We start from the raw sequence: 25,407 nt of genomic DNA on the forward strand, positions 1-25,407 counted from the left end.
CGCCAATGAGAAAAACTCGAACCAAACTTCATTCGAATGTTTGTCATTGAGGATTATCGAAAGCGGCCGGCTTTATAACCGATTAAACCGCTAACAGACAGTCTTTCTGTCTTTATCAACAGCCGATAAGCGTGAGCGCTCAACTTTGCGAGATAGCTCTGGAAAGGAGGTGATCCAGCCGCACCTTCCGATACGGCTACCTTGTTACGACTTCACCCCAGTCATGAATCCTACCGTGGTGACCGTCCTCCTTGCGGTTAGACTAGCCACTTCTGGTAAAACCCACTCCCATGGTGTGACGGGCGGTGTGTACAAGACCCGGGAACGTATTCACCGCGGCATGCTGATCCGCGATTACTAGCGATTCCAGCTTCATGCACTCGAGTTGCAGAGTGCAATCCGGACTACGATCGGTTTTCTGGGATTAGCTCCCCCTCGCGGGTTGGCAACCCTCTGTTCCGACCATTGTATGACGTGTGAAGCCCTACCCATAAGGGCCATGAGGACTTGACGTCATCCCCACCTTCCTCCGGTTTGTCACCGGCAGTCTCCTTAGAGTGCTCTTGCGTAGCAACTAAGGACAAGGGTTGCGCTCGTTGCGGGACTTAACCCAACATCTCACGACACGAGCTGACGACAGCCATGCAGCACCTGTGCGCCGGTTCTCTTTCGAGCACTCCCGCCTCTCAGCAGGATTCCGACCATGTCAAGGGTAGGTAAGGTTTTTCGCGTTGCATCGAATTAATCCACATCATCCACCGCTTGTGCGGGTCCCCGTCAATTCCTTTGAGTTTTAATCTTGCGACCGTACTCCCCAGGCGGTCAACTTCACGCGTTAGCTACGTTACTAAGGAAATGAATCCCCAACAACTAGTTGACATCGTTTAGGGCGTGGACTACCAGGGTATCTAATCCTGTTTGCTCCCCACGCTTTCGTGCATGAGCGTCAGTATTGGCCCAGGGGGCTGCCTTCGCCATCGGTATTCCTCCACATCTCTACGCATTTCACTGCTACACGTGGAATTCTACCCCCCTCTGCCATACTCTAGCCTGCCAGTCACCAATGCAGTTCCCAGGTTGAGCCCGGGGATTTCACATCGGTCTTAGCAAACCGCCTGCGCACGCTTTACGCCCAGTAATTCCGATTAACGCTTGCACCCTACGTATTACCGCGGCTGCTGGCACGTAGTTAGCCGGTGCTTATTCTTCCGGTACCGTCATCCCCCGGCCATATTAGGACCAAGGATTTCTTTCCGGACAAAAGTGCTTTACAACCCGAAGGCCTTCTTCACACACGCGGCATTGCTGGATCAGGCTTTCGCCCATTGTCCAAAATTCCCCACTGCTGCCTCCCGTAGGAGTCTGGGCCGTGTCTCAGTCCCAGTGTGGCTGGTCGTCCTCTCAGACCAGCTACTGATCGTCGCCTTGGTAGGCCTTTACCCCACCAACTAGCTAATCAGCCATCGGCCAACCCTATAGCGCGAGGCCCGAAGGTCCCCCGCTTTCATCCGTGGATCGTATGCGGTATTAATCCGGCTTTCGCCGGGCTATCCCCCACTACAGGACATGTTCCGATGTACTACTCACCCGTTCGCCACTCGCCACCAGGTGCAAGCACCCGTGCTGCCGTTCGACTTGCATGTGTAAGGCATGCCGCCAGCGTTCAATCTGAGCCAGGATCAAACTCTTCAGTTCAAACCTGTTACTGTTTTCGGTTCTTTCGAACCGGTCGCTCACTCAAAGCTGACAGGAATATGAATCACTTCATAAACCTGACTTACTTTAGTGTGAGACTCTTGATACTTTTGCTATCTGATCCGAAGATCAGCTCGCCACCATCAAGCGCCCACACTTATCGGCTGTTAATTTTTAAAGAGCATTTCTGCGGGAAACCTGGAGTTTCTCAGCAGCGCTGCGTTTTCAGCAGCAGAGAAGTGGAATTATTAACCACTTTTTAAAACTCGTCAACAACTTTTTAACTACTTCGTTGCGACGGGCTGCGGTTTAATTCCGTGTGCGCCAAGGGCCGCTACAACCGCCCTCTACCGCACCGCTTCCCTTCTTCCCCCGCGCCGTGTTTCCGTTAGCGCGAAAGAGGCGAGATTCTAAGCATCTGCCCCGGTCTGCGCAAGCCTTTTGTGAAAATATTTTGACATGCTGCGAGGAAGGCTACTGAACCCTCCTGGTGGTCATACATAAAGACACGGCGGGATTAGCCTCGGTCGCCCGTCAACAGCCCCGCCGTCTCGAATGCAACCTCCGTCGCTCACCGCCCCACCATCGCCCTCACCACCCCGTCGCGCCGAATCAGCCCGTGATACAGCGCCGCCGCGAAGTGTGCGAGGAACGTCAGGAAGAATAGATACGCCAGCACGCGATGCGCGACCCGCAGCCAAGCAAACGCCACCGGATCGGCCGAGACCAGCGCCGGCAACTGCACACCGCCACCCAGCGTCACCGGATACCCGCCTGCCGACAACATCGCCCATCCGATCAGCGGCATTGCGAGCATCAGCGCGTACAGCACGAGATGCGACCCATGCGCGGCAACTTTCTGCCACCACGGCAGATCCTCGGGCAACGCAGGCGGCTTCGACACGAACCGCACCACGATCCGCACGCAAACGAGCACCAGCACGGCAATCCCCAGCGGCTTGTGCAACGCCACCAGGAAATCGTGCCGCCCGGAAACCGACGCCACCATCCCCACTCCGATGAACAGCATCGCGACAATCATCGCGGCCATCACCCAATGCAGCAGCCTCGCCGGCAAGCTAAACGTCGTCGCCTTCATCATCGTCCCTCCGCACTCAGTCGCGCCGCACCGGCCACGCCGGCCTCCTCACTCGTCCGGCGCAGATACGAATCCGCATAAGCCGCGGACCGCGCCGCCAGCAACGGATCGCCCGACACCTGTATTCCCTGCGGCAACACCGTCGGGTCGTAATTCACGTCGCGGCACGGCCCGCTGTCCTGCGGCTCCACGCGATCGAGCACGAGCGTGCCGGCGTCGATCGTCGTCCGCTGCGCGGGCCAGGTCTTCGTCGCGTCGTCCACCGGGTCGCCCGGCTCCGCCAGCGTGACCAGCAGTTTCCATTTCTGCGCACCGTCCGCGATGCGCCGCGTCAGGTCCTGCTGCAGCACGTTCGGATCCGCGGCCGTTGCGACGTCGCCGGCGCCCGTCGTCTGCTCCGGCACGACGCGCCACCGCACCGCCTGACGCTTGCCGGCCGCGTCGACGAAGTAGAACGCATTCAATCCGTAATAGCTTTCGGTGACGTAGCTCGCGCTCGGCTTCGCACCCTTCACCCACGCGCGGAACGCAGCCGTCTCCGGATGCGCGCCGAAAAACGCCTTCACCTTCTCCGGATCGGGCTTGCCCGTTGCCGGATCCGGCCGGGTCGCCAATAACTGCGCGTAGAACGCCTTCGGCGTCGCCACCGGAAACACGGGCATCGCATTCATCCCGGTCCGCCATTGCTGGCCGTCCGGCGCGGTGAGCTTCAGCGCGAGGCTGCGGATCGGCACGCTGCTGTCGGGCGCATACGGATTGCCGCCCGGCAGCGCGAAGCGCCCGACTACCGGCGTGCGCACCGCCTTGAAGAACGGCGCGACCGAATACGCGCTCGCCGCGCCGCTGCCCTCGAAGTAACCGGTCACGCACACGCCCTTCGCGTGATTGCGCCGGAAGCCCGGATGCTCGCCGCCGGCCGTCTGCAGCGCGTCGACGAGCCGGTGCGGGGTCAGACGCGCCGGCGCCAGCCAGCCGCCCACATACCCGAAAGCCACGGCCACGCCGGCCACCGCGCCGCCGATCACCGCCCAGCGCCACCACCCGCGCCCTGGCTCGCGCGGCGGCGAAGAAGAAGATTGCTTCATGGATGCACTCCCGATCATCAGATCATTGTCGAACGCGTGTAGGACGCCACCCGCGCCGCTTTATTCCATCAAGAAATTTTTCGTATGCTGACGGAATAAGCGGCGCCGACCGGCGTCCTACGCAGCATCTCCACGCTTATCGGCTCGCGCCCCGGCCATGCCCTCCAACGCCCCCGACGACGACGCATTGCGCGAACTCATCCCCCGGCTGCGCCGCTTCGCGCTCTGGCTGGCGCGCGATGTCCATGCGGCCGACGATCTCGTGCAGTCGACGCTCGAGCGCGCGCTGTCGCGCTGGGCAAGCCGACGCGACGATGCATCGCTGCGCAGCTGGCTGTTCACGATCCTTTACCGGCAGTTCCTCGACGGCAAACGCAGCGCGAAGCGCTACGCATGGTTGCTCGGCCGCATTCGCGACGACGACGAAGCGCACTGGCCGTCCGCCGAACGCGAGGTGGCCGCACGCGCGACGCTCGAAGCGTTCGGCCGGCTTTCCGACGAACAGCGCAGCCTGCTGCTGCTCGTCGCGGTCGAGGGCTTCACGTACCAGGAAGTCGCCGAGCTGCTCGACGTGCCGATCGGCACCGTGATGTCGCGACTCTCCCGCGCGCGTCAGGCACTGCGCCGGCTCAGCGACGGCGAGCTTCCCGCTCCTTCTCTTCGCTTGATGAAATGAATACGCTCCGCCCCGACGAACACGATCTCCAGGCCTATGTCGACGGCCAGCTCGACGACGATGCGCGCGCCGCTGTCGAGCGATATCTCGCGCTGCATCCGGAGAGCGCGGAACAGGTGAAGCAATGGCAGCTGGATGCGCAGCGATTGCGGGCCGCGCTGGAAAGCGTGCGGATGCCTGGTGAGAATCCTGCGCTCGATCCGGCGGCGATTCGGGCGAAGCGCACCGAGCGCTCGCGAATGCGGTTCGCGATGGCCGCTTCGTTCGTGTTCTGTATCGGGCTCGGGACGCTCGGCGGCTGGCAGGCGCGCGGGTGGAACGCGCCGCCGCCCATCGCGCCGATGAGCGATGCGGTCGAGGCTTATCGGATGATGGTGGTCGATCAAACCGCAAAGGTCGATTACCGGCCGACGGGTGCGGGCGATTTGCAAGGGTGGCTCACCCGACGCGTGGGAGCATCGGCGAGGCTGCCGGATTTGAGTGCGGCCGGGTTCAGGCCGGTTGGCGGGCGGTTGTTTACGACGGACAGTGGCGCTACTGCCGCGATGGTGCTCTATGAGGACGATGCCGGGCGAACGCTGAGCTTCTATCTCCGGCCGGCGGAATCGAAACATCGGCTGCTGCCGGCCGGGCAACGCGTGGATGGCGCGCTGCTCGCGCGGTATGGGTCGGTGAACGGGCTCAATTATGCGGTGGTCGGGCCGGTGGACAAGGTCGGGGAACAGGCCGTCGTGCAGGCGCTCGATCAGCAGATTTGATTGGGCGGTGTGCCGGGTCGTGCGTGGCCGTTACGCGCCGCCTACGGTAGCGCCGATGCGACTCCACCGACCCCGAGGGTTCACGCTCACCGTTCCGAGCCCACAGCGTTTGGATCCATTTTTTCGAGTGTTATCCACACGTTGTATGTTCGTCTCGACGTGTTCGTGCATTGGCGTGCATTCTTCGGCTCGAATATCACAGAGTTCGGGGTGTTTTCCGCGAACGTAATTCACATAGCTATCAACGACTCGACTTGCAGTCGCTTGTCGGGATGCTCGAATATCACGCCGGGCCGGCCGGCAGTGCCTCTATCGATGTGTTCGCATCGATTACCGACTACAGGACCTTGATTAACCGCCACGTCACCCAGTGCACCTTCAGCGATCCCACATTGTCCTTGACCAGCATGTCCGGCATTGCGGCACCACGGTCGACGCGGATCGTCTTTCCTCCATACTCGTCTGTGTGCCACTCTCCTGAAACCGGACAGACGTCTCCCGTACGAACAGGCGCCACACTGTCAGGCGTCAATGGTGTCGGCTCTTGTTCGCGCGCCAGGAAATACTGCGATTCGTCAGGCACGATGCCGTCCCTGTATCGGGTGTCTTCCCACAGCAAACGCCAATGTGTGGGTCTGAACGTTACGTCGAACGTGTCAACGTCAACGTCCGCAAAACCGGGGGCGACCACTTCTGCAACGAAATAATTGAAGCATCCGTTATTTCGAAACAACTTGGCATCAACCGGGATAGTGCCGGAAATACGACTTTGTTCAATGGTGACCGGCTCCCAAATGCCGTCGCACGGCACTATCTGTCCAGACCGAACCACCGGACCGGCCGGATCGGGCACCTCCGGCAAGTCTGCGGGAAACACGGGATAGTCGAGCGTATAGAAGCCGTGATCGTAATGCGCAGGATCCAGCAGTGAACTCGGCCACTCCAAGCTTGCGACGTTTTCATCGGACCACACCTCCAACGGGGCGTAATCCATCTGAAATTGAGATGCACGCATCAGTTGATAAAGCGCATCGACTTTGGGCGGGTAAGGAGCGGTCTGGCCTCGCTCCCAGTATTTCGGATTGCGATAGAAGAAGCGTCCCAGATCGTTGAACTTGCGGACCATCTCCTCTAGCGCTTGGCCTGCACGCCATACGAAGCGGTGTCCCTTTCTGAGTTCTGCGAGGCCCTTGTCATAGTCGCTCAGGATCTCGAAAATTGTCTTGAGATGGTCAGCCTCCATCACGTCCGGGTCGCTTGGCGACCATGTCTTGATCGCGACCTCGTACGCGTCCGCGAATATCTTGAAGGCATCGTATTTGGTTTTCCAGAGCGACCAACTTGTTAGGCGCTGAAGCAACCAGAACACTTTGCGACGTGTGACGTCGTCATGCATATCGTATTTGTTCATCACTCTGCCCACCTGCTCAGTAGACGTATCCGGTCCAGAAATTATTGGGCATCATTTGTTGCGAACTTCATCGTGAGCCAACTTCCTGGTCGATGCGGCACCGGCATCTTCCGCGATCTTTCCATAACCGAACAGCTTTTCCACATTTTCCCAGTTCGTCTTGTAGAACTTGAAGAGGACGCCATTGACTTCCTTCTCATAGAAGTCCCCTAGCCTGCCCTTCTTCATTTCTTCACCGATCTCTTTGATCGCTTCGTTGATGCCGGGGCCAAAGCTGCCGAACAACTGGTCGCCTCCTCCTTCCAAGTATTGGAGACGTCCCGCCTCTGTGTCGAACTGCTCGGCAACTTTTCCCATCCACAGCTTGGCCTCGGGCCATAGAGAAGCAAGATTGTCGGGCAGATGTGCAACGGTCATGTAACCGTTGGCATTGAATCTATCGAGGACCGCACAAAACTCACGCCACTCTTCCGCCGTCTCCGGAATCTTACCGACGCCCCAGTACATGCCACCCGCAAACGACTCCCCGCCAATCTCGCCAGCATTACCAAATACTCGAAATACCTTTTTCCCGGCGAGTTTCGCGGCGTCCCACGCCGCGATCGCGCCATGAAACGATGCAATTGCGGAGTACGCCTCTTTGCCCGAAAAAACCGCCATAGGATCCTTCCTGCGGAAAAGGTCCGGCCATCCCTTCGCAATCCAAGCGTCGTATTTCGCCCGTAATGCAGCAATCATGCGCTCGTTCTCGACGAGTGCCGGGTTTGCCCGATACTTTCCCTGCGGCAACTTTCGCACCCGGACTTTCTCTTCCAGCACGGCCTCCGATTCGCGCTCGACTTTCGGCTTGCCGCCCGTCGTAATCGACCGCTTCTCTCCGTCATACGCGGTGTTCTGGAGCACACGAATCTTGTTCTCAAGCTCGTCGAGCGCTTTAGGAACCATCCTGTCGGCCATGCGAGGCAACTCGTCAAATCCGCCGGCAACCGTCTGGAGCTGCACTTGCCACGGATTCGGCAACATCTGGCCTACATGCGTATTCAGCACCTTATCGATCACGCGATGCATGTTCTCGCAGAAGGCTTTCAGTCTTTCGAGGATTTGTGCCTGATATTTCTTCACATGCAGGGAACGCAACCACCGGAGCGCATCACCATAGCCGATCCGGTTCAGATAATGCACCACCTCGACCAGCAGCTTTTGGTCCTTCGCAACATCGCCGGTGGCACGCAAAGCCAATCGCCCCACACCCTTGATGACGCCGCCATACACCGGAATCAGCGCGAACACGAGAACAACGAGCAAAATCCACTCGGAAACCTCCTCCCGCTTACGTGGATCGGTGCTCATTCCAATGCTTACGGCCAGCAAATCGCGCACGGCCGTCACATCGCCGAGGACGGGAATCATGCCTATCGCAGCATCCGTCAAGATCTGACTGATCGTCTGCTTTTCGTTGAACGCTCCCTGCATCGTTCCCCAGCACCAGCGCCCAACTTCCATCGAAGTTTTTTTGAAATCGTCAAGACTCCAGCTCACGGTCATGCCCCTTGGTGCTTCTGGATCAATGCATCAATATCGCTGTCGGAAAGTGATCCGCTCTTGAAGTCCGGATTCTTTGTCTGGTTCTTGCGCGCATAGTCACGCGCATCCGGTCCGAGTTCAACCTTGATGGCGCCGGCCGGCACGTTCTCCAGATGCATCCGGCCCTGCGAATCGAGCACGCCCTCGCGCGTGGAGCCGTCGGGCAGCGTCGCAACATACTTTGCTCCGTGGACTGGCTCGTCGTCGTGGTACAGGTATTTCAGCGCCGCTGCGTGTGTGGAGGTCGGCATCGCCGGCAACGGATACTCCATGCTCGCCGGCCCCGCGAACGTATGCGACGCGCCCTTGATGTCGACCTTGCCGGGCGCATGAACTTCGACGTTCCCGTCCTTGATCCGGATATACGCACCCCCGCTCGTCAGCAGAATCCCCTGGTCGGCCGCGATCTCGATCCGATCGGTTGCGGACACAACCTTCACCGACTTCTGCGCGGTGACTTCGACGTTGTCCGACTGCGCCTGGATCTCGACCTTGCCCTTGCCCGCGAACAGCTTCATCCCCGCGTTCTGCACGAACAGGCTCAGCTTCTGACCGATGCTGCCGATCAGCGACTTGCCCGTCGCGACGTGCACGCTCTGTCCGCTCGCCACGTTCACGTGATCGTTCGCGACCATGTGCAGCGATTGCCGCGTCGACATCCCGATCCCCGACGGGCTGCCGAACAGCATCACCGGTTCCTTGAACGCATTCGCGCTGCCCGTGCCGCCACCCGCCGTGCGCCCGCCGGATGCGTTGCCTGACGCGCTGTCCTGCGTCGCGTCGGTGAACGCGCGCATCGTGTCCTGCGCATCCTTCAGGCTTTCCGCCTGATGCTGCTCGCTCACGCCCGACATCGCCTCGACGAGACTCTCACCCGTCACGAGCTGCTGCTGCGCTTCCTTCACGTCCAGCGGCTGGCTGTTCGGCGCCTTCGGATGGGTGGTCACGTACAGGCCCTGGCTCGCCCGCACCGCGCCATACGCATCCGACCGCAGATCGAAGCCGCTGCCGAGATACGACCCGCGCGCATTGCCGTTCTGATCGATGAGGTAACCGAGATGCAACAGGCTGTTCGCGCTGCTGCTCATCAGCTGCACGCGGCTCTGCCCGGTTGCGTCGTCCATCACGAGGTGGTTGTAGCCGCTGCCCGAATATTCTTTCGACCGGTAGCCGGAGAGAATGCCGTCGCTATGCCACTGCGGCTGGTTCGCACCGTTGTACACGCGCCCGACCGCGAGCGGCCGATCGCAATCGCCGCCCACGTAGTCGATCAGCACTTCCTCGCCGATGCGCGGCACATGCACGCCGCCGTAGCCCGCGCCGGTATCCGACTGCACGACGCGCACCCAGCACGACGCGTTCTCGTTGCCCGGGTTCAGGCGATCCCACACGAACTGCACGCGAATCCGGTTCAGCTCGTCGGCATAGACTTCCTCGCCCTGCGGCCCGACGACGATCGCCGTCTCGAGGTGCATTTCAGGCTTGTGATGCTCGAACGAGCTGCGATACGGGACACTGGCGCGCTGCGCTTCGACTTCAACGAGATAGAAGCCGACTGCACCATCGTTATGCGGTACCTGCAACCCTGGCGTGTTTTCGTATCGAACGCGTGTCTGGTCCAGCACGCGCGCCAGACTGTGCGGGAAATCCGAATCAGTGCCGGGAACCGGGAGATTGTTCTCGATCCACCACTGGACCTCGATCGCAACGAATTCCCGTTGATCGGTGGGATCGCGATCGTGTTCGGGGTGGTCCGCAAGCGTGAAACGCCGGCCCGCATCGATACCGCGCACGCCGCCGGACCCGAAGAAGCGCTTTGCCTGCGACTCCCATCCTTCCATCCGAATCTTCGACAGGTGATCGCCGCGCGACTGGTCCGCATATGTATAGCCGCCCGTGTACTCGTAGACCTCGAGCTGGTCCGGCAATTCGCCTTGGCCCCCCATCGTCGGCACCGATGTGCCTTTCGGATTTGCCGCCTGCGCCGGGTTCTTGTAATCGAACGTACGAGTCGTCAAAGACACGCTCTGCAGCGTGCGCGTACCTGACCATTGGGTGAACGCGTCAGCTTCACCGGCCGCGCCGCCGCGATAGAACCGCACGATCTCCGGCGACAACGGCGCGAACGTCTGCAGATTGTCGGTGATCACGAGCGTGTGCGACTTGCCGTCGTCGGCCTGTTGCCACGCGCAGTAGAGACCCTCATCTTCCATCAATCGATGCACGAGGTTCCAGTCGGTTTCACTCTGTCGCGTGAACGACCGGTTCGGCAACGGTTGCGACAATGCGAAGCGGAATCTTCCACGCGCTTCCAGGTGCATGTCCAGAACATCGGAAATGATGTCTTCGGCGCTCTTGTCGATCCAGATCTTCTCGTCCCGCCGAAACCGGAGCACGTGCATCCACGCGTGCAGTTCCAGTTGATAGGTAGTCAGGCCTCCATTCGTTCCAAGTCGACGTGCGGTGTACACGTAGCCATTGACCGGTCGATAGGAATTGTCCGCCTGCTGAATCCAGAGCGTCGCTGGTTGCGCGATCAGCTTCTTGAGCTCGAGGCCGTCGTCGCTGGATATCACGTCGAGCGTGAACGAATAGTCGCGGCCGATACGCGATCGGCCAACGGCGCGTTGCACGGTCAGCACATTGGTGCCGAGCGGCGTATCCAACTTGAGCAAACGGTCCTGCTGAAGCAAGCCGCCGCGAAGCGCGGCGCCGATATCCGGCATGTTCATGATGCAGCCCTTTTTTATTTCAGCACCCTCGGATGGTGTCTGTCATGCAGTTGCGCGCGATTTTACAGGTGTATCGCTGTTTTGCTATTAATCACCGCTGCCAAGGATGGTTGAGAATTTTGAGCTCGGCGGCCGTGGGACCGATAAGGTACGACTCGTCGGGATCGAACTTCACACTGAATCGCTCGCCGTTGCACCCGCAATGCTTCTGAACCGCTGCGTTTCTGCAGATACGCGTGGTGGAGGTCGTCACAGGCTCAGGCCTTCCTTGAGTCATCCACTGCACGCAGTGTGTTTTCGGCCCGCATCACAGTCGCCGGACTGTGCTTATCCAAAGGTGTTAACAGTGTTCGTATACATACGTAGTGATAGTTAACAAGCGCCGCGCCTCACAGTGGATAACCTCCGTAACATCCTGAATCTACACCGCGAAACGGAATGCATAACCGCGCGCGATGCACACGCAAAACTCTGTGCAGCACAGAACAACTTTTCGTCGATTCACAGCCGCGCCGACATATCCTCAATCGTTCCACTGTGAATCCAGAGGCTTGCGGGACGGTTATCCAGAGGGCGATGTGGATAACATCACAGCACACCGACACGTTTTGCTGTGATGCGAAGTAACGAACCCGAGGTGGCCGGCATCGCCAGGCAACATCGATCGTCAGCGACGAACACATCCAATTCAAAAAATTTTCACGAAGGGGCTTGTGCTCCTCAAAAACCCTCTCTATAATTCGCGGCTTCTTAGGCTCGTAGCTCAGTTGGTTAGAGCACCACCTTGACATGGTGGGGGTCGTTGGTTCGAATCCAATCGAGCCTACCAACGAACAAAATGAAGGGGTCCGGCAGCGCGCATTGCCTACAGGCAATCCGGCTCGCCAACATACAAACGCCACGCGGCAACATCGCGTGGCGTTTTTCTTTTTGCGGCCGAAGTCATACATGCATTCACGCGATGCTTCGCGCGATTCACGCTGCGGCACGCAGCAGGCAATCGGCAACGCGAAGCAGGCAAGGGCAGGGCGCAGAGCACGAAAAACGGGCGCAAAGCCCCGCCAGTCAAGCATCAATGCAGATGCTTCAATTTGTCAGGATTGCGCACGACATAGATCGCGACGATCTTCCCGTCCTCCACCTCGAGCGCCGTGGTCTGCAGCTCGCCGTCGGCCTCCAGCGTGACGAAACCCGGCAACCCGTTGATGAACCCGGCCCGCACGAGTTTCGATGCATGCGTCGCGAACAGCTCGGCCAGATACTCGTGCACTTTCATCACGCGTTCGAAGCCGAACACCGGCTTGCCCGCTGCCGAGCGCTTGCCGCCGCCGTCCGAATGCAGGCTCACGTCCTCGGCAAGCATCGCGCCGAGCGCGCGCATGTCGCCGCTGCGTGACGCCGCAAAGAACGCCTCGGCCAACTCGATTCCGCGCTGCTTCTCGACATGAAACCGCGGTCGCGCCTCGCGCACATGCGTGCGCGCTCGCGCGGCGAGTTGCCGGCATGCGGCGGGCTCACGCTGGATCGTCGTCGCGATCTCGTCGAACTCGAGGCCGAACACATCGTGCAGAAGAAACGCCGCACGCTCCAGCGGCGACAGCCGTTCGAGCGCGAGCATCAACGGCAGCGTGACGTCCTCCTGTTCATCCTCGTCGACGACCGGCTCCGGCAGCCACGGGCCGATATAGGTCTCGCGCTGGTGCCGGGCGGACTTCAGCTGATCGAGGCACATGCGCATCACCATCCGGCGCAGGAACGCCTCGGGCACGCGCACCTCGGTGCGATCGACGTCCATCCAGCGGACGAACGCGTCCTGCACGATGTCCTCGGCGTCCGCGACGGAACCGAGCATCCGGTACGCGACGCGTATCAGCGTACGACGCAGCGGATCGAAGCTCGCCGCCGCGTCGGCCCGGTCTTCGGCATTGCCCGCGGCCGGATCGACGTTCGTCATCAGGCCACCATCTTCGCGGCAGCGGCTTTTGCTTCAGCCGGATCGATCCACAGCCCGAAGCCGACGGCCAGCCGGTTCCAGCCATTGATCACGTTGATCATCACCGTGAGTTTCACCTGTTCCTCCTGGCTGAAATGGTCGTTCAGCGCCGCATAGGCCGCTTCGTGCGCCGCGTGGCCCTCCGACAGTCGCGTGAGCGCATCGGTCCAGCCGAGCGCCGCGCGTTCGCGGTCGGTGTAGCAGGGCGCTTCGCGCCACGCGGCCAGCAGGTTGATGCGCTGCTCTGTCTCGCCTTGCTCGCGTGCCTCGACGGTGTGCATGTTAAGGCAGTTCGCACACGCGTTGATCTGCGATGCGCGAATCTTGACCAGCTCGATCAGCGTCGGCTCGAGGCTCCCGGCAGCGGCGACCGATACGGTCATCCAGTTCTTCATCAGCGCGGGCGCGGCGGCAAACGGATTGAGTTTCGCAGTCATGGTTCCTTCTCCTTTCGTGTGGGTTCCGGTGATATGACGAGCGAGGCACCCGCGCGTGTGACATCGGCGAGCAATTTTTTTCAAAAGCCGGCAAGCGCGTGAAGGACAGGGCAGTTGAACATCGCTCAGAGGGCCGCGGCATCAACGATGCCGACATCGGGGCCGGTATCCACCGCATGACACCGTTCCTCGGGCGAATCCGAATCGTCGACCTTTCACGTGTGCCGAGCGGTTGTCATGAGACGTCGGTAATGTCGGCGCGCAGGCATGCTCATTGCGATGACGCTCCGGGCCAGCCATCACGGGCATCGACGGTTCGTGATGCCCCCGCCGCTGGAAGCACGATTGCTTTCATTTATCTTTCGCATACGTTTCACCCGAAATCCGATTCGCGACGTTCACATTTCTGGCCCATACTGTTCTGCACGGGCAGATGAAATGAAGTCGCACCAGCGGCCCGGCGCGCGCGCCGGCTGCCCGACGACGCAGCAATGAAGGTCGCACGTCAGCCGCGCGCATTCGAGCGCAAGGCTTTCCTTTTTCCGGCAACGCAACGCAGCGAATCGCGACGTGGACGGTAAACCGATGAGCCTCCCTGCATCCCAGCTTCAGCGCCGTTACCAGGACGTGCGCGCCCACAGCATCGCGTTGACGGCGACGCTGTCCGCCGAAGACCAGGCCGTGCAGTCGATGCCCGACGCCAGTCCGGTTAAATGGCATCTCGCGCATACGACCTGGTTCTTCGAAACCGTCGTGCTGATGCGCCGCGTGCGCGGCTACGCGCCGTTCGACGACGCGTTCCAGTTCCTCTTCAATTCCTATTACGAAGCACTCGGCCCGCGCCATCCGCGGCCGCAGCGCGGGCTGCTCACGCGTCCGTCGCTCGCCGAGGTGCATGCGTACCGGCAGTACGTCGACGACGCGATGCTGCGCGCGCTCGACGGCGCCGATGCGGCGCTGCTCGCCGCGATCGCGCCCGAGATCGAGCTCGGCCTGCATCACGAACAGCAGCATCAGGAGCTGATCGCCACGGACATGCTGCATGCGTTCTCGTGCAATCCGCTGAAGCCGGCGTTCCGGCCGCGTGACAGCGCCGACTCGCAAGCCGCGCTGGCCGCGGGCGATGCCGGCGCGTTGCGCTGGCTACCGCAGCCGGGCGGGCTGGTCGAGATCGGCCACGACGGCGACGCGTTCTCGTTCGACAACGAACGGCCGCGCCATACGGCGCTCGTGCGTCCGTACGAGATCGCGAACCGCCTCGTGACGAATGCGGAATTCGCGGCCTTCATCGCGGACGGCGGCTACGCACGCCCCGAATACTGGCTGTCGGACGGCTGGGCGACGGTGCAGAGGGAAGGGTGGCAAGGCCCCGCGTACTGGATTGCGGACGACGGCGGTGCGCCGGACACCGTACATGCATGGCGCGCGTTCGGTCTGCACGGCGTGGAGCCGCTCGCGCCCGACGCGCCGGTGTGTCACGTGAGCTTCTACGAAGCGGCCGCGTACGCGGAATGGGCCGGCGCGCGCCTGCCGACCGAATTCGAATGGGAGGCGGCGTTCGGCGCGGACGGCATTCGGCAGATGCTCGGGCACGTGTGGCAGTGGACGCGTTCGTCATACGAGCCATATCCGGGCTTTCGGCCGCTGGCTGGCGTCGCTGCCGAATACAACGGCAAGTTCATGGTCGGGCAGCAGGTCCTGCGCGGCAGCAGCATTGCGACGCCGCCCGGGCACGAACGGCCGACGTACCGCAATTTCTTTCCGCCGGCCGCGCGCTGGCAATTCACGGGAGTGCGACTTGCGCGAGACGTCTGATCTGACGGCCACGAGCGGTGGCCTGCAACCCGCCCGCGATTCGCGGCCGAGCGCGTTCGAGCGCGACCTGATCGACGGACTGTCGCGTACGCCGCGCAGCATTTCGCCGAAATACTTCTACGATGCGGCCGGCTCGGCGCTGTTCGACCGCATCTGCGAACTGCCCGAGTATTACCCGACGCGCACCGAGCTGGGCATCCTGCGCGACCGTGCGGCCGAGATCGTGCGGCGCGTCGGCCCGCATGCGGACATCGTCGAATTCGGCGCGGGCTCGCTCGAGAAGATCCGCGTGCTGCTCGACGCGTGCGCGAACAACTACGCGAACGCGCCGGCGCGCTACGTGCCGATCGACATCTCGGCCGACTACCTGCACGGCGCCGCTGCGCGGCTGCGTGCCGCGTATCCGTGGCTCGACGTCGCGCCGATCGCGGCCGACTACACGAAAGCCGAGCAACTGGCCGAGCTGACGGAAACGCCGCGCCGGCGCGTCGGCTTCTTCCCCGGCTCGACGATCGGCAACTTCTCGCCGGAGGAAGCCGATGCATTCCTGCGCGACGCGGCGCGGCTGTTGCGCGGCGGTGGCCTGCTGGTCGGCGTGGACCTCGTGAAGGACGAGCGCGTGCTGCATCGCGCGTACAACGATGCGCAGGGCGTGACCGCGCGGTTCAACCTGAACCTGCTCGCCCGCGCGAACGCGGAGCTCGGCGCGGACTTCGATCTCGACGCGTTCTCGCATTGCGCGTTCTACGACCGCGACCGGCAGCGCATCGAGATGCATCTCGTCAGCGGCATCGCGCAAACGGTGCACGTGCGCGGCCACGCGTTCCGCTTCGAGGCCGGCGAGCGCATTCACACGGAGAACTCGCACAAGTTCACGATCGACGGCTTCCGCGCGATCGCGCGCCGTGCGGGCTTCGAGCCCGACACCGTGTGGACCGACGCGGACCACCTGTTCAGCGTGCACTGGCTGCGCAGCGTCGACGATATCCGCGCGTAACGTCGCTCCATCAGCCGTCGCGGCGTGCGCCGCCGCCGCGCTTTCCGGCAAAAATTCCCGCCTTTATCGATTCGATGCGCCGTTGCAACGGCGTGTCGAATCGCCTTTCATCCTTGCCCGGCAAGGCTTTGCAGCCCCCGGTAAACGTCCGTTACCGGTCTCGCAGACCGGTTTCACCTGTGTCTGCGCCCGGTGCCTAGACTCCAAACCGTAGTCACATGACGCACGACACGTGCAGGGAGTCGCGAAATGAGCAAGAAACTTATTCTCGGTGCAGTTCTCGGTGTAGCGGCGCTGGCAGCTTCGGGCGTCGCATCGGCCCACGTCGACCTGTCGGTCGGGATCGGTGTGCCGGGCGTCTATGCGGCGCCGGAACCCGTGTACGTCGCGCCGCCGCCGCCGGTGATGTACGCGCCGGTGGGCTATCGCGACGACGACTGGCGTGCGCGTCAATGGCGCGAACACGAGTGGCGCCGCCGCGAATGGCGCGAGCACGAGTGGCGTGAGCGCGCGTGGCGTGACGGCGACGGCTGGCGCGGCCGCTGGAACTGAACCGGGCGATCGGCTCGCGGGAAGACGGATCACGACGGTGAGAGGAGAGTGATCGCATGAAGCCCAATCGATACATCGGATCGTGCGCTGCGGCTGCGATCGTTGCATTCGCAACGATCGGCAGCGCGCACGCGGCAGGCTGCATGAAGGGTGCGGTGGTGGGCGGCGTCGCCGGCCACTACGCGGGACATCACGCGGTGGCCGGCGCGGTCGGCGGCTGCATCGTCGGCCATCACATTGCGAAGAAACACGAGCAGGAAGCGGCGGCGCAGCGCAAGGCGGCCGCGCAGGGCGCGCAGCCGGCGAACTAAGCACGCTCACGGGCGGAAACGGTGCGACGGTGCCGTTTTCGCCTTTCACCTTCCTTCATTCGACGACGAGCGGCCGGCATGTCGCCCATTGATCCGATGAATGCGCATCGCGCACGCCGTTACGATCATTTACAACGTCGAGTGGCGCGGAAATCGCGTGTTCCTAGAATGCAATCATTCGAACACGCTCCAGGGAGCAAACAATGAAAACGCAACGATATCTGTCCGTGTTGGCCGCCGCGCTGCTCGCATTCGGTGCCGTGTCCGCGAACGCGGCAGCCGGCGGGAATGGCGGCGGCAACGGCGGCGGTCATGGCGCCGGCGGCATGGGTGGCAATGCGGGTGGCATGTCCGGCGGCCACATGAGCGGTGAAGCGCTGAGCAACTCGAACGGCATGCACGCGGGCGACCGCGACAAGGGCCTCGCGCGTGCAGCCGACCGCTCCGACACGATCGCCGATCGTGCGGGCACGCAGCCGGGCCACGGTCACGGTCGCACGCATGGCCATACTGCACATGCATCGACGTCCACGCATCACGCACATCGCAATGCATTCGGCCGCACGCTTTGACCGCGGCATGTGCATGTGAAGAAAGGGCGCTTCGGCGCCCTTTCTTCATGGTTGCGGCGCAACGGAGGCGTCGCGCATCGGCATCGCATCGACCCTGATTTGCAACCAGCCGTAACCGGTCGCGCGAGCACGCGAGGATACGAATCGCTTTCACGCGGATGACGCACCGATTCGGCCCCGCAGCGACGGACGCATCGCAGCGTCACGGCCCGCCACATGAAAAAAGGGCGGCTCGCGCCGCCCTTCATTTCAACGTCCCGCGCCCGCTCGCGGCGCGGTGGCCGCAACGGGCTCGAACAACGCATCGGCGTGCCTGACACGCACGAACCGCGCGGCCTCGCCGCCGTCCACCAGCGCGCGGAAATGCGCGTCGCCGCATGCGAGCTTCGCGCGCTCGTGCTCGCTCGTCACGTCGCCGTCGGCATTCGGCGTATCGACGACGAAATAGAGCCGCTCGCCGTCCTCCTGCTCCGCGAGCACCGCCCAGTCCGGGTGATAGCTGCCAAGCGGCGTCGGCACGCGGAACCACGCGGGCAGCTTCGCGTACAGCTTCACGCCGTCGTGCGCTTCGAGCGCATCGGCGAACGCACGCTCCGCGTCGGTCTCGCACACGACGGCCTCGTGGATCGACTTGCGCGCATCGGGCCGCAGGTTGCGCAGGTAGCCGGTCAGCGCCTCGCTCTCGAACGATTCGAGCGCATGCACGTGGCGTTCGCCGAGCTTGCGGTACGCGATGCCCGCCACCAGCGCGAGCCGCTTGCAGCGGTTGATCGCATCGGCGGCCAGCGCGATGAACTGCTGCGGATTCACGCGGAAGTCGTCGAGCCGGCCGCTGTCGGCCAGGATCGTCGCGAGCGAGTGGCGCGTGAGCTGCGTGCGGTCCTGCAGTTCGGTGAGCAGGTCGGGCAGCGGCAGCTCGCCCTCGTCGATCAGCACCGTGCCGGCGCCCGCCACCTCGACCGCCTCGACGCCGGCCTTGCCGATATCGATCTCGGCCTTGCGCCACTGCAGCCGCGCACGCGCGATGTCCGGCGCGTCGCGCAGCGCGGCCGTGCAATCGCGCACGAGCTTCGCGTTGTCGAACTCGACGCTGTACACGGTGCGATGACGGATGCGGTCCCACAGCGCGCGAAAGTCGTCGCCGAACACGACGGCCTTGCCCGATGCATCGCGCCGCAACGCGATCGCGCGACGTTCGTCGGCATTGCGCACCGCGAAGCGGCCGGACAGCTTGCGCAGCGTCGCGACGATCGGCGCGCGCAGCGATTCGAACGCCTCGGGCAGCACGAGCGCGCTCTGGCGCAGCGCATCCTTCAGCCGGTCGAGCACCTTGCCCTGCGCGTCGACGTAGCCCTGCTCGTGCAGATGCGCCCACAACACGCGCGACAGCTCGATGCCGAGCGCATGCGCGGGCCCGTCGCCTTCCTGCACCGGCAGCGCGGCGAACTGGTGTTCCTCGACGATTCCGAAGCGGATACCGGTGTCGGCCTCGATTTCCTTCTGCAGGTTCTCCGCGAACGACTCGTAGCGCTCGGTCGCGATCACGGTGAGCGTGTTCACGCCCGGATCGCGCACGCGTTCGCCGTCCTGGTCGACGGCCAGGCGCAGCCCGCGGCCGAGCGTCTGGCGGCGCTCGCGTTCGGTCTGGATGTCGCGCAGCGTGCAGATCTGGAATACGTTCGGGTTGTCCCAGCCTTCCTTGAGCGCCGAGTGCGAGAAGATGAACTTCAGCGGCGTGTCGAACGACAGCAGCGCTTCCTTCTCGCGCATGATGAGCCCGTACGCACGCTCCGCGTTCTCGCGCGCGGCGGCGCTGCTCTCGCTCGTATCGGTCCAGCCGCCCTTGCGATCGATCGAGAAGTAGCCGTTGTGCGCGCGCTCGACTTCGAGCGCGACGTCGACGCCGTCGAACAGCGCACGGTAGGCCGGCACGCGCGCCGCGCGCGCATATTCTTCTTCGAAGATCAGCGCGTAGTCGCCCTTCACGGGCATCCCGTTCTCGTCGTAGCGCCGATAGCGCTCGACCGAGTCGACGAAGAACAGCGACAGCACCTTCACGCCGCGCTCGGCCAGGCGCAATTCCTTGTCGAGATGCTCGCGGATCGTGCGGCGGATCATCTCGCGCTGCACGGCGAGCGTGTCGATGTCGCCGAACGCCTCGCCGAGCGACAGGAACGCCTCGCCTTCCGGATGGCGCAGCTCGACGTATTCGGCACCCTTCACCGCATGCACCTCGCCGATGCGCAGCCCGGCGTACAGCGCACGCCGGGTCAGGCGTTCGAGATCGTCGCCGTCGGTCGCCGACACGATCTGGCGCTTCACGCCGGCCGCGGTCGCCACGTCGAGCTCGATGCGCGCGCTGATCGCGCCGCGCCGGTTCGACACGCCGACGAGCCGCACGTACGGCTTGTTGTGCGCATCCTCCACAATCGCCGACGCGATCTCGATCTGCTTGACGAGCTTGCGCTCGTACGCGTCGACCGCATCGAGCCGGTAGACCATGTGATGGCGGTCGACGTGCGTCGCCGAATAGCGCAGCGTGCAGAGCGGCGCCATCGCGGCGAGCGCTTCGCGCCCGCGCCCCTCGAGCCCGCCGTCGACGCTTTGCGGCTCGTCGACGATCACGATCGGCCGCGTCGCGCGGATCAGGTCGATCGGCTTCTCGCCGCCGGTCTTCTCGCTGTCCTTGTAAAGGTTGTTGATCTCTTTCTTGTTGATCGCGGCGACGGTCATGACCATGATCTGGATCGCCGCGCTCGCCGCGAAGTGGCGCACCTGGCCGAGCTTCGCCGAGTCGTACAGGAAATAGTCGTACGGCACGCCCGCGTACAGCGCGCGGAAATGATCCTCGGTGATCGACAGCGTCTTGTGCACGCCTTCCTTGATCGCGATCGACGGCACGACGATCACGAACTTCGTGAACCCGTAGCGGCGGTTCAGCTCGAAGATCGTGCGCAGGTAAACGTAGGTCTTGCCGGTGCCGGTCTCCATCTCGACGGTGAAGTCGCGCGAGTCGGGCGGGCCGGACGGCGGCAGCCCGCCGCGCAGCTGCACGTCGGCGAGATTGCGCGCGAGCGCGTCGTCGGTCAGCGACAGCCGGTTGCCGACGCCTTGCTCCGATACCGCGAAGCCCAGCGAGCCTTGCGCGGCGGCCGTCGTGCCGGGCGCCGCGTTCGCGAGCACGCTGAAGTCGCCGCGATACGATTCCTGGCCGCGAAACAGGTCGCAGACGGCGTCGATCGCCTCGCGCTGGTAGTCGAGATCCGCTTCGAAATGCAGCCGCATCACAGGCTCCGCACGCGCTTCACGCCGTGCTGTTCGAGCAGCGCGGCGAGATTGAGCTTCGCGACGTCGTCGACGAAGCCGCTGTCGCGGAACAGGCACGTGACGTCGCGCGTCGCGCCGCTCGCGTCGAGCAGGTCGACGATGCCGTCGGCGAGCGGGCCCGCGTCGTCGCGCGCAATGCGCGCATCGAAGCACGCGACGATCGCGCGGCCGATCAGGTGCACGGTCTTGCCCGCGACCTGGTGATGCTCGACCGGCGTGCACAGGTCGAGGCCGAGCTTGAGCGTCAGCTCGGCGAGCAGGTCGTCCTCGCTGCGGCCGGTCTTCACGTGCTCGACGGACGCAAAGAGCGCGTGATCGAAGTCGTCGCGGCGCGGATCCCATTCGATCACGTTGGTCGTGTCGAGCCGGTACACGCGGAAACCGAGATCGCCGTAGCTCTCGGGAAAATCGCGCGCCACCTGCTGCGCGGCGCGGCGCAGGCGTTCCTTCGTGATTTCCGCGAGCGTGAGCGGCTTCTTCAGCTTCGCGCAGAAATCGGCGGCCGCCAGCTGCGTCTTGTCGCGGCGGTCGAGCGCCTCGGGCAGCTGCACGAGGATGTAGCGCCGTGCGCCGCCGTCGGTCGCGTTCACCTGCATCACCGCGTGGCCGGTCGAGCCGGAGCCGGCGAAGCAGTCGAGCACGATGTCGTCGCCGCGCGTGCACCAGCCGATCACGGCCGCCGCGAAATCGACCGGCTTCGGCTGGTCGAACGGGATGCCGAGCGTCTTCAGCAACGCGTCGTCGGAGCCCGCGAACGGCAGCACCGACGGCACGTTCTCGTACATGTTCTCGTCGAGATAGTAGATGCGCTGCGGCTGCGTCGTTTCATCCGGGCCGAACTCGATCTGGCCGCGCTCGATCAGCGCCTGCATCGTCGCGGGCGGGTTGCGCCAGCCGCGTGCCGGCATCGCGCACGGCTTGCCGGTGACCGGATGGATCAGCGGCGTGAAATATTCTTCCGGCGCTTTCTTCTTGTTCGGCCATGCCATCGACACGAGGCGGTACACGCGTCCGTCGGCCGACAGCCGGTCGTACATCACCTCGCCGCCCGACAGGTTGGTCTGCGCCTTCATCCACGCGCGGTAGGCCTTTTGCGCATCCTTCGCGTTGCCGCTGCGGTACACCGCGTCGTGCGCGGCATCCAGCATGCGCTGCGCGTTGCGCTTCGGGCGCTTCAGCGGCGCCTGCTCGAGCAGCGTCTCGGCGTTGCGCGCGAACAGCACCAGCGATTCGTGCTGGTACGCGATGCCGCGCGCATCGCCCTTCGGGTTGCGCTTGTCCCACACGGCGACGCCGAGCTCGTTCTCCTCGCCGAAGATTTCGCGCAGCATCAGCACGAGCGCATGCACTTCGTGCTCGTCGATGTGCACGGCGATCAGCCCTTCGTCGGACAACAGCGCGTGCGCGAGCTTCAGGCGCGGATACATCATGTTCAGCCAGTCGGTGTGGAACCGGCCGTTCGCCTCGGTGTTGGTGCTGCGCTTCACGCCGCCTTCGGTCTGGCCCGTCATGGCCAGGTAGTGGCGGATGCTGTCGCTGAAGTCGTCCGGATAGACGAAATCGCTGCCGGTGTTGTACGGCGGGTCGATGTAGACGAGCTTCACCTTGCCCGCGTAGCTCTTGTGCAGCAGCTTCATCACGTCGAGGTTGTCGCCCTCGATCACGAGATGGCGCGTGTCGTCCCACGCGACGCTGTCGCCGGGGCACGGACGCAGCGTGCCCGTCGACGGCGTGAGCGCGGCCTGGCGCGCGCTGCGCTTGCCGTGCCAGTGGAAGCCGTAGCGCTCGTCGGCGGCGCCGACGATGCGCTCGCCGACGAGCGCCTTCAGCACGTCGACGTCGACCGACGCACCGTCCGGGCCTTCGGTCACGAGTTCGGGGAACAGCGCCTTCAGGCGCGCGACATTGTCGGCGATGAAATCCGTCGACATCGCCTGCGGGCTCTCCGCATCGAGTTTCTGCATCGTTTTTTCCATCGGAGCCCGGCCGCGTGCGCCAGGACGTCGGGCGCACTCGCGGCACCGGCGGCAATGGCCACCCGGGCAAACCCGAAACGCTAGCGAGTCGGTTGGCGCAGGTCAAGCACCGATGCGAGGCGAGTGGGCGCGCATCGGCCGGGAAACGCCCGTCCGACGGGCCGCGAGCGGCTTCCGGCCCGCTTGTCGCGGCGCCGCGCGCATCGCGCTCGCGGAACGAAGAAAAAAGGGCACGTTCAGCGCAATGCGCCGCCGTGCCCGCATGGAGAATCCCGAACGAAGGGTACGGCGGGGCGCGACGCGCCCCGACCGCGGGGTCAGAAGCGCGTGCGGATGCCCGAGGTCAGTTCGAGCTGGTTCTTCGCGCCGAACGTCGACGACACCTTGTAGCCGCCATGCAGCTTCATGTAGTCGCCGGCCAGGTACAGCTCGGTGCGCTTGCTCAGGTGGTAGAACACCGAACCGTAGATCGTTTCCTTGAAGCCGTTGCCGACGCCGTTGGTCAGGCTGAACGCGCCGAGGTTCGCGTTCGGCGTGAAGCCGTCGGCGTTGTACGCGGCGTTCTTGATGCGCATCTGCTGGTAGCCGAGCTCGTAGTCGAGCGGGCCCTTCGGCGCGATCTTCATCGACACCGTCCACGAATCGTCGTGGCGCTGGCCGAGCGAACCCTGATCGCCGTTGTAGCGGAAGTAGCCGGCATTCAGGCGCACGATGCTGAACGCGTAGTTGCCGCCGACGGAGAACGTCTGGTTCGTGAAGCCGCCGTGATTCACGTGGTTGTAGAAGCCCGACACGGCGAACGGCCCGCCGTTGTAGCCGAGCGCGACCTGGTACGCGGAGCCGGTCGCGAACGCGGTCGAGTTGCTGAACTGGTAGCCGGCGCTCGCGAAGATGCCGTTGCTGAACAGCTTCTTCCACGCGAGGCCGTTGTTGTAACGCGTGCCCGTCGGGCCGGCCGCGTAGAAGATCATCTGCTTGAAGTTGTTCGAGTTGGTCCAGCCGCCTTCCTCGGTCGTGAGCTTCGCGGAACCGTACGCGTCGCCGTAAATTGCTGCTGCGTCGCGCGCGATCGTGTTCTGGAAGCCGGCCGTCAGCTTGCCGAAGCGCTCGTCCTCGACGCCCACCCACGCGTCGCGGTCGAAGATCTGGCCTTCGTCTTCCATCTGGCCGTTCGCGACCACGAATTCGCTTTCGAGGCGGAAGATGATCTTCGTGCCGCCGCCGATGTCCTCGGCGCCGCGCAGGCCCCAGCGGCTGCCGCTGAACCACGGCTCGCCTTCGTTGCCCATGCCGATCACATGGTTGCCGTTCGCGTCGGCGTGGGTCCGGTAGGTCGGAAAGCTCAGGTCCATCAGGCCGTAGAGCTGCACGCTCGACTGCGCGTGCGCCTGGGTGCCGGCGCACAGGCCTGCCGCCGCGATGGAAAGGGCAAGGGTTTTTCGTTTCAAGATCGTCTCCTCCGAGCTGCCGCATTGAAATCTGTTCGTTGGCAGTACGTAATGTATGCCGAATGGTGCCGGCCACAGCGAGGAGGCCGGCGTGTAGCATCGTAGAGGGTGCAATCCTTCACGCCGCTTTCCCGGAGGAAAGAATCGGATCGGTGAAAACACCGAACGCGCAACAATCACGAATCGGGCAGGCGGGCTGCGGTGCCGGGACGTTACGTGCTACGAATCGATGCGCGACGTTCGACGGACGGCCGTCAGTCCTGCGCGCTCTTCTCGCGCAGGATGTAGCCGAGCCCGCGCAGCGTGATGATCTCGGCCGTGCTGCCCGCGAGATGCTTGCGCAGCCGGTGAATGTAGATGTCGATCGCATCCGCGCTCGGTTCGTCATCGAGCGCGAACACGCTGTCCATCAGCCGCGCCTTCGATACCGTCTTGTTCTGCTGCAGCATCAGCGTTTCGAGAATCGCATGCTCGCGGCGACGCAGCGCGAGCACGGCGTTGCCGCAACGGAATTCGCGCGTGCCGAACGCGTAGACGAGATCGCCGCACACGAGCTGCGTCGTGCCCACACCGGCCTGCCGGCGGATCAGCGCGCGGATCCGCGCGACCAGCTCGCGCGATTCGAACGGCTTGACTACGTAGTCGTCGGCGCCGGCGCCGAAGCAGTCGACCTTGTCGTCGACCGAGCCGTGCGCGGTCAGCATCAGCACCGGCACGTTGTCGTTGCGGCGCCGCAATCGCGCGAGCACTTCCTTGCCGCTGATGCCCGGCAGCCGCATGTCGAGCAGCACCGCGTCGTAGCGTTCGGTCTTCAGCACGGTGTCGGCGCGTTCGCCGTCGCCGACGCAGTCGACCGCGAAATCCTCGCCGCGCAGCAGGTTCACGATCCAGTGCGCGAGTTCGGCGTTGTCTTCGACCAGCAGGAGTTTCATGGTGCCT

18 protein-coding genes, 1 tRNA gene and 1 rRNA gene are annotated in these 25,407 nt (G+C 63.5%); 8 read left to right on the forward strand and 12 right to left on the reverse strand.

Annotated elements, in window-relative coordinates:
* Nucleotides 1-162 precede the first annotated feature (162 nt).
* The 3 genes from WS51_RS10910 to WS51_RS10920 form a co-directional block, all read right to left on the reverse strand.
* Nucleotides 163-1,695 (reverse strand): 16S ribosomal RNA (locus tag WS51_RS10910).
* A gap of 571 nt (nt 1,696-2,266) precedes the next feature.
* Nucleotides 2,267-2,797 carry a cytochrome b gene (locus WS51_RS10915; RefSeq protein WP_059771438.1) on the reverse strand — a complete coding sequence of 177 codons (531 nt, stop codon included), beginning with the start codon at nt 2,795-2,797 and terminating at the stop codon, nt 2,267-2,269.
* Nucleotides 2,794-3,879: a catalase family peroxidase gene (locus tag WS51_RS10920; RefSeq protein ID WP_069229196.1), complete on the reverse strand. Its 1,086-nt coding sequence runs from the start codon at nt 3,877-3,879 to the stop codon at nt 2,794-2,796. Before WS51_RS10920 ends, WS51_RS10915 begins: the two co-directional genes overlap by 4 nt.
* A gap of 157 nt (nt 3,880-4,036) precedes the next feature.
* On the opposite strand from WS51_RS10920, the gene WS51_RS10925 reads away from it, so the two are divergent.
* On the forward strand, nt 4,037-4,555 hold the full coding sequence (locus WS51_RS10925) for a sigma-70 family RNA polymerase sigma factor (RefSeq protein WP_059450697.1): 519 nt from the start codon (nt 4,037-4,039) through the stop codon (nt 4,553-4,555).
* A complete protein-coding gene (locus WS51_RS10930; RefSeq protein WP_059450698.1) occupies nt 4,552-5,313 on the forward strand; it encodes an anti-sigma factor family protein in 762 nt (253 codons plus the stop codon). The genes WS51_RS10925 and WS51_RS10930 overlap by 4 nt, the downstream gene beginning before the upstream one ends.
* 337 nt (nt 5,314-5,650) lie before the next feature.
* Here WS51_RS10930 and WS51_RS10935 read toward each other — a convergent pair whose 3' ends face one another.
* Genes WS51_RS10935 through WS51_RS10945 form a run of 3 tightly spaced genes read right to left on the reverse strand, consistent with a single transcriptional unit; the run spans nt 5,651 to nt 11,040 of the window.
* Nucleotides 5,651-6,724 carry an Imm72 family immunity protein gene (locus WS51_RS10935; protein WP_069229197.1) on the reverse strand — a complete coding sequence of 358 codons (1,074 nt, stop codon included), beginning with the start codon at nt 6,722-6,724 and terminating at the stop codon, nt 5,651-5,653.
* A gap of 51 nt (nt 6,725-6,775) precedes the next feature.
* Nucleotides 6,776-8,269, reverse strand: a complete 1,494-nt coding sequence (locus tag WS51_RS10940; protein WP_060259810.1) for a hypothetical protein — start codon at nt 8,267-8,269, stop codon at nt 6,776-6,778.
* Nucleotides 8,266-11,040 (reverse strand): type VI secretion system Vgr family protein, encoded by a 2,775-nt coding sequence (locus tag WS51_RS10945; RefSeq protein ID WP_069229198.1) that lies wholly within the window; start codon nt 11,038-11,040, stop codon nt 8,266-8,268. The genes WS51_RS10940 and WS51_RS10945 overlap by 4 nt, the downstream gene beginning before the upstream one ends.
* A gap of 752 nt (nt 11,041-11,792) precedes the next feature.
* Between WS51_RS10945 and WS51_RS10950 the strand changes: the two genes are divergently transcribed.
* Nucleotides 11,793-11,869, forward strand: a tRNA-Val gene (locus tag WS51_RS10950).
* A 243-nt stretch (nt 11,870-12,112) separates the two neighbouring features.
* Here the strand turns inward: WS51_RS10950 and WS51_RS10955 are convergent.
* Together WS51_RS10955 and WS51_RS10960 are read right to left on the reverse strand one after the other, a co-directional pair.
* A complete protein-coding gene (locus tag WS51_RS10955; protein ID WP_069229199.1) occupies nt 12,113-12,994 on the reverse strand; it encodes a sigma-70 family RNA polymerase sigma factor in 882 nt (293 codons plus the stop codon).
* Nucleotides 12,994-13,470, reverse strand: coding sequence for a carboxymuconolactone decarboxylase family protein (locus WS51_RS10960; RefSeq protein ID WP_059791951.1), 477 nt, complete (start codon nt 13,468-13,470; stop codon nt 12,994-12,996). The genes WS51_RS10955 and WS51_RS10960 overlap by 1 nt, the downstream gene beginning before the upstream one ends.
* Nucleotides 13,471-14,055: 585 nt before the next feature.
* On the opposite strand from WS51_RS10960, the gene egtB reads away from it, so the two are divergent.
* The 5 genes from egtB (at nt 14,056) to WS51_RS10985 (ending at nt 17,717) form a co-directional block, all read left to right on the forward strand.
* Nucleotides 14,056-15,285, forward strand: a complete 1,230-nt coding sequence (gene egtB / locus WS51_RS10965) for an ergothioneine biosynthesis protein EgtB (protein ID WP_069229200.1) — start codon at nt 14,056-14,058, stop codon at nt 15,283-15,285.
* On the forward strand, nt 15,269-16,282 hold the full coding sequence (gene egtD / locus WS51_RS10970) for an L-histidine N(alpha)-methyltransferase (RefSeq protein WP_069229201.1): 1,014 nt from the start codon (nt 15,269-15,271) through the stop codon (nt 16,280-16,282). The genes egtB and egtD overlap by 17 nt, the downstream gene beginning before the upstream one ends.
* A 249-nt stretch (nt 16,283-16,531) precedes the next feature.
* Complete coding sequence (locus WS51_RS10975; RefSeq protein WP_059448027.1) at nt 16,532-16,834, forward strand: hypothetical protein; 303 nt, start codon at nt 16,532-16,534, stop codon at nt 16,832-16,834.
* A gap of 56 nt (nt 16,835-16,890) precedes the next feature.
* Nucleotides 16,891-17,145: a hypothetical protein gene (locus WS51_RS10980; RefSeq protein WP_069229202.1), complete on the forward strand. Its 255-nt coding sequence runs from the start codon at nt 16,891-16,893 to the stop codon at nt 17,143-17,145.
* Between the two features lie 203 nt (nt 17,146-17,348).
* Nucleotides 17,349-17,717 carry a hypothetical protein gene (locus WS51_RS10985; RefSeq protein ID WP_059546663.1) on the forward strand — a complete coding sequence of 123 codons (369 nt, stop codon included), beginning with the start codon at nt 17,349-17,351 and terminating at the stop codon, nt 17,715-17,717.
* A 249-nt stretch (nt 17,718-17,966) separates the two neighbouring features.
* On the opposite strand, the gene WS51_RS10990 is transcribed toward WS51_RS10985, so the two are convergent.
* From WS51_RS10990 to WS51_RS11005, 4 genes are all read right to left on the reverse strand, one after another.
* Entirely contained in the window at nt 17,967-21,002 is a 3,036-nt protein-coding gene (locus tag WS51_RS10990) for a type III restriction-modification system endonuclease (protein ID WP_069229203.1), read from the reverse strand.
* Nucleotides 21,002-23,008, reverse strand: coding sequence for a site-specific DNA-methyltransferase (locus tag WS51_RS10995; protein ID WP_187273156.1), 2,007 nt, complete (start codon nt 23,006-23,008; stop codon nt 21,002-21,004). The genes WS51_RS10990 and WS51_RS10995 overlap by 1 nt, the downstream gene beginning before the upstream one ends.
* A 329-nt stretch (nt 23,009-23,337) precedes the next feature.
* Complete coding sequence (locus WS51_RS11000) at nt 23,338-24,468, reverse strand: porin (protein WP_059448022.1); 1,131 nt, start codon at nt 24,466-24,468, stop codon at nt 23,338-23,340.
* 254 nt (nt 24,469-24,722) lie between these two features.
* The gene (locus WS51_RS11005; protein ID WP_059448021.1) at nt 24,723-25,400 is read right to left on the reverse strand and encodes a response regulator; all 678 of its coding nucleotides are present in this window, start codon (nt 25,398-25,400) and stop codon (nt 24,723-24,725) included.
* Between the last annotated feature and the right edge of the window lie 7 nt (nt 25,401-25,407).

Origin of the sequence: Burkholderia territorii (genome assembly GCF_001718335.1) — a bacterium.
Taxonomy (GTDB): Bacteria; Pseudomonadota; Gammaproteobacteria; order Burkholderiales; family Burkholderiaceae; genus Burkholderia; species Burkholderia territorii.

What these genes read in the sequence shown, in the direction of transcription:
- WS51_RS10915 (WP_059771438.1), bottom strand. Translation starts at nt 2,797, where the DNA reads ATGATGAAGGCGACGACGTTTAGCTTGCCGGCGAGGCTGCTGCATTGG.
- WS51_RS10920 (WP_069229196.1), bottom strand. Translation starts at nt 3,879, where the DNA reads ATGAAGCAATCTTCTTCTTCGCCGCCGCGCGAGCCAGGGCGCGGGTGG.
- WS51_RS10925 (WP_059450697.1), top strand. Translation starts at nt 4,037, where the DNA reads ATGCCCTCCAACGCCCCCGACGACGACGCATTGCGCGAACTCATCCCC.
- WS51_RS10930 (WP_059450698.1), top strand. Translation starts at nt 4,552, where the DNA reads ATGAATACGCTCCGCCCCGACGAACACGATCTCCAGGCCTATGTCGAC.
- WS51_RS10935 (WP_069229197.1), bottom strand. Translation starts at nt 6,724, where the DNA reads ATGAACAAATACGATATGCATGACGACGTCACACGTCGCAAAGTGTTC.
- WS51_RS10940 (WP_060259810.1), bottom strand. Translation starts at nt 8,269, where the DNA reads ATGACCGTGAGCTGGAGTCTTGACGATTTCAAAAAAACTTCGATGGAA.
- WS51_RS10945 (WP_069229198.1), bottom strand. Translation starts at nt 11,040, where the DNA reads ATGAACATGCCGGATATCGGCGCCGCGCTTCGCGGCGGCTTGCTTCAG.
- WS51_RS10955 (WP_069229199.1), bottom strand. Translation starts at nt 12,994, where the DNA reads ATGACGAACGTCGATCCGGCCGCGGGCAATGCCGAAGACCGGGCCGAC.
- WS51_RS10960 (WP_059791951.1), bottom strand. Translation starts at nt 13,470, where the DNA reads ATGACTGCGAAACTCAATCCGTTTGCCGCCGCGCCCGCGCTGATGAAG.
- egtB (WP_069229200.1), top strand. Translation starts at nt 14,056, where the DNA reads ATGAGCCTCCCTGCATCCCAGCTTCAGCGCCGTTACCAGGACGTGCGC.
- WS51_RS10975 (WP_059448027.1), top strand. Translation starts at nt 16,532, where the DNA reads ATGAGCAAGAAACTTATTCTCGGTGCAGTTCTCGGTGTAGCGGCGCTG.
- WS51_RS10980 (WP_069229202.1), top strand. Translation starts at nt 16,891, where the DNA reads ATGAAGCCCAATCGATACATCGGATCGTGCGCTGCGGCTGCGATCGTT.
- WS51_RS10985 (WP_059546663.1), top strand. Translation starts at nt 17,349, where the DNA reads ATGAAAACGCAACGATATCTGTCCGTGTTGGCCGCCGCGCTGCTCGCA.
- WS51_RS10990 (WP_069229203.1), bottom strand. Translation starts at nt 21,002, where the DNA reads ATGCGGCTGCATTTCGAAGCGGATCTCGACTACCAGCGCGAGGCGATC.
- WS51_RS10995 (WP_187273156.1), bottom strand. Translation starts at nt 23,008, where the DNA reads ATGCAGAAACTCGATGCGGAGAGCCCGCAGGCGATGTCGACGGATTTC.
- WS51_RS11005 (WP_059448021.1), bottom strand. Translation starts at nt 25,400, where the DNA reads ATGAAACTCCTGCTGGTCGAAGACAACGCCGAACTCGCGCACTGGATC.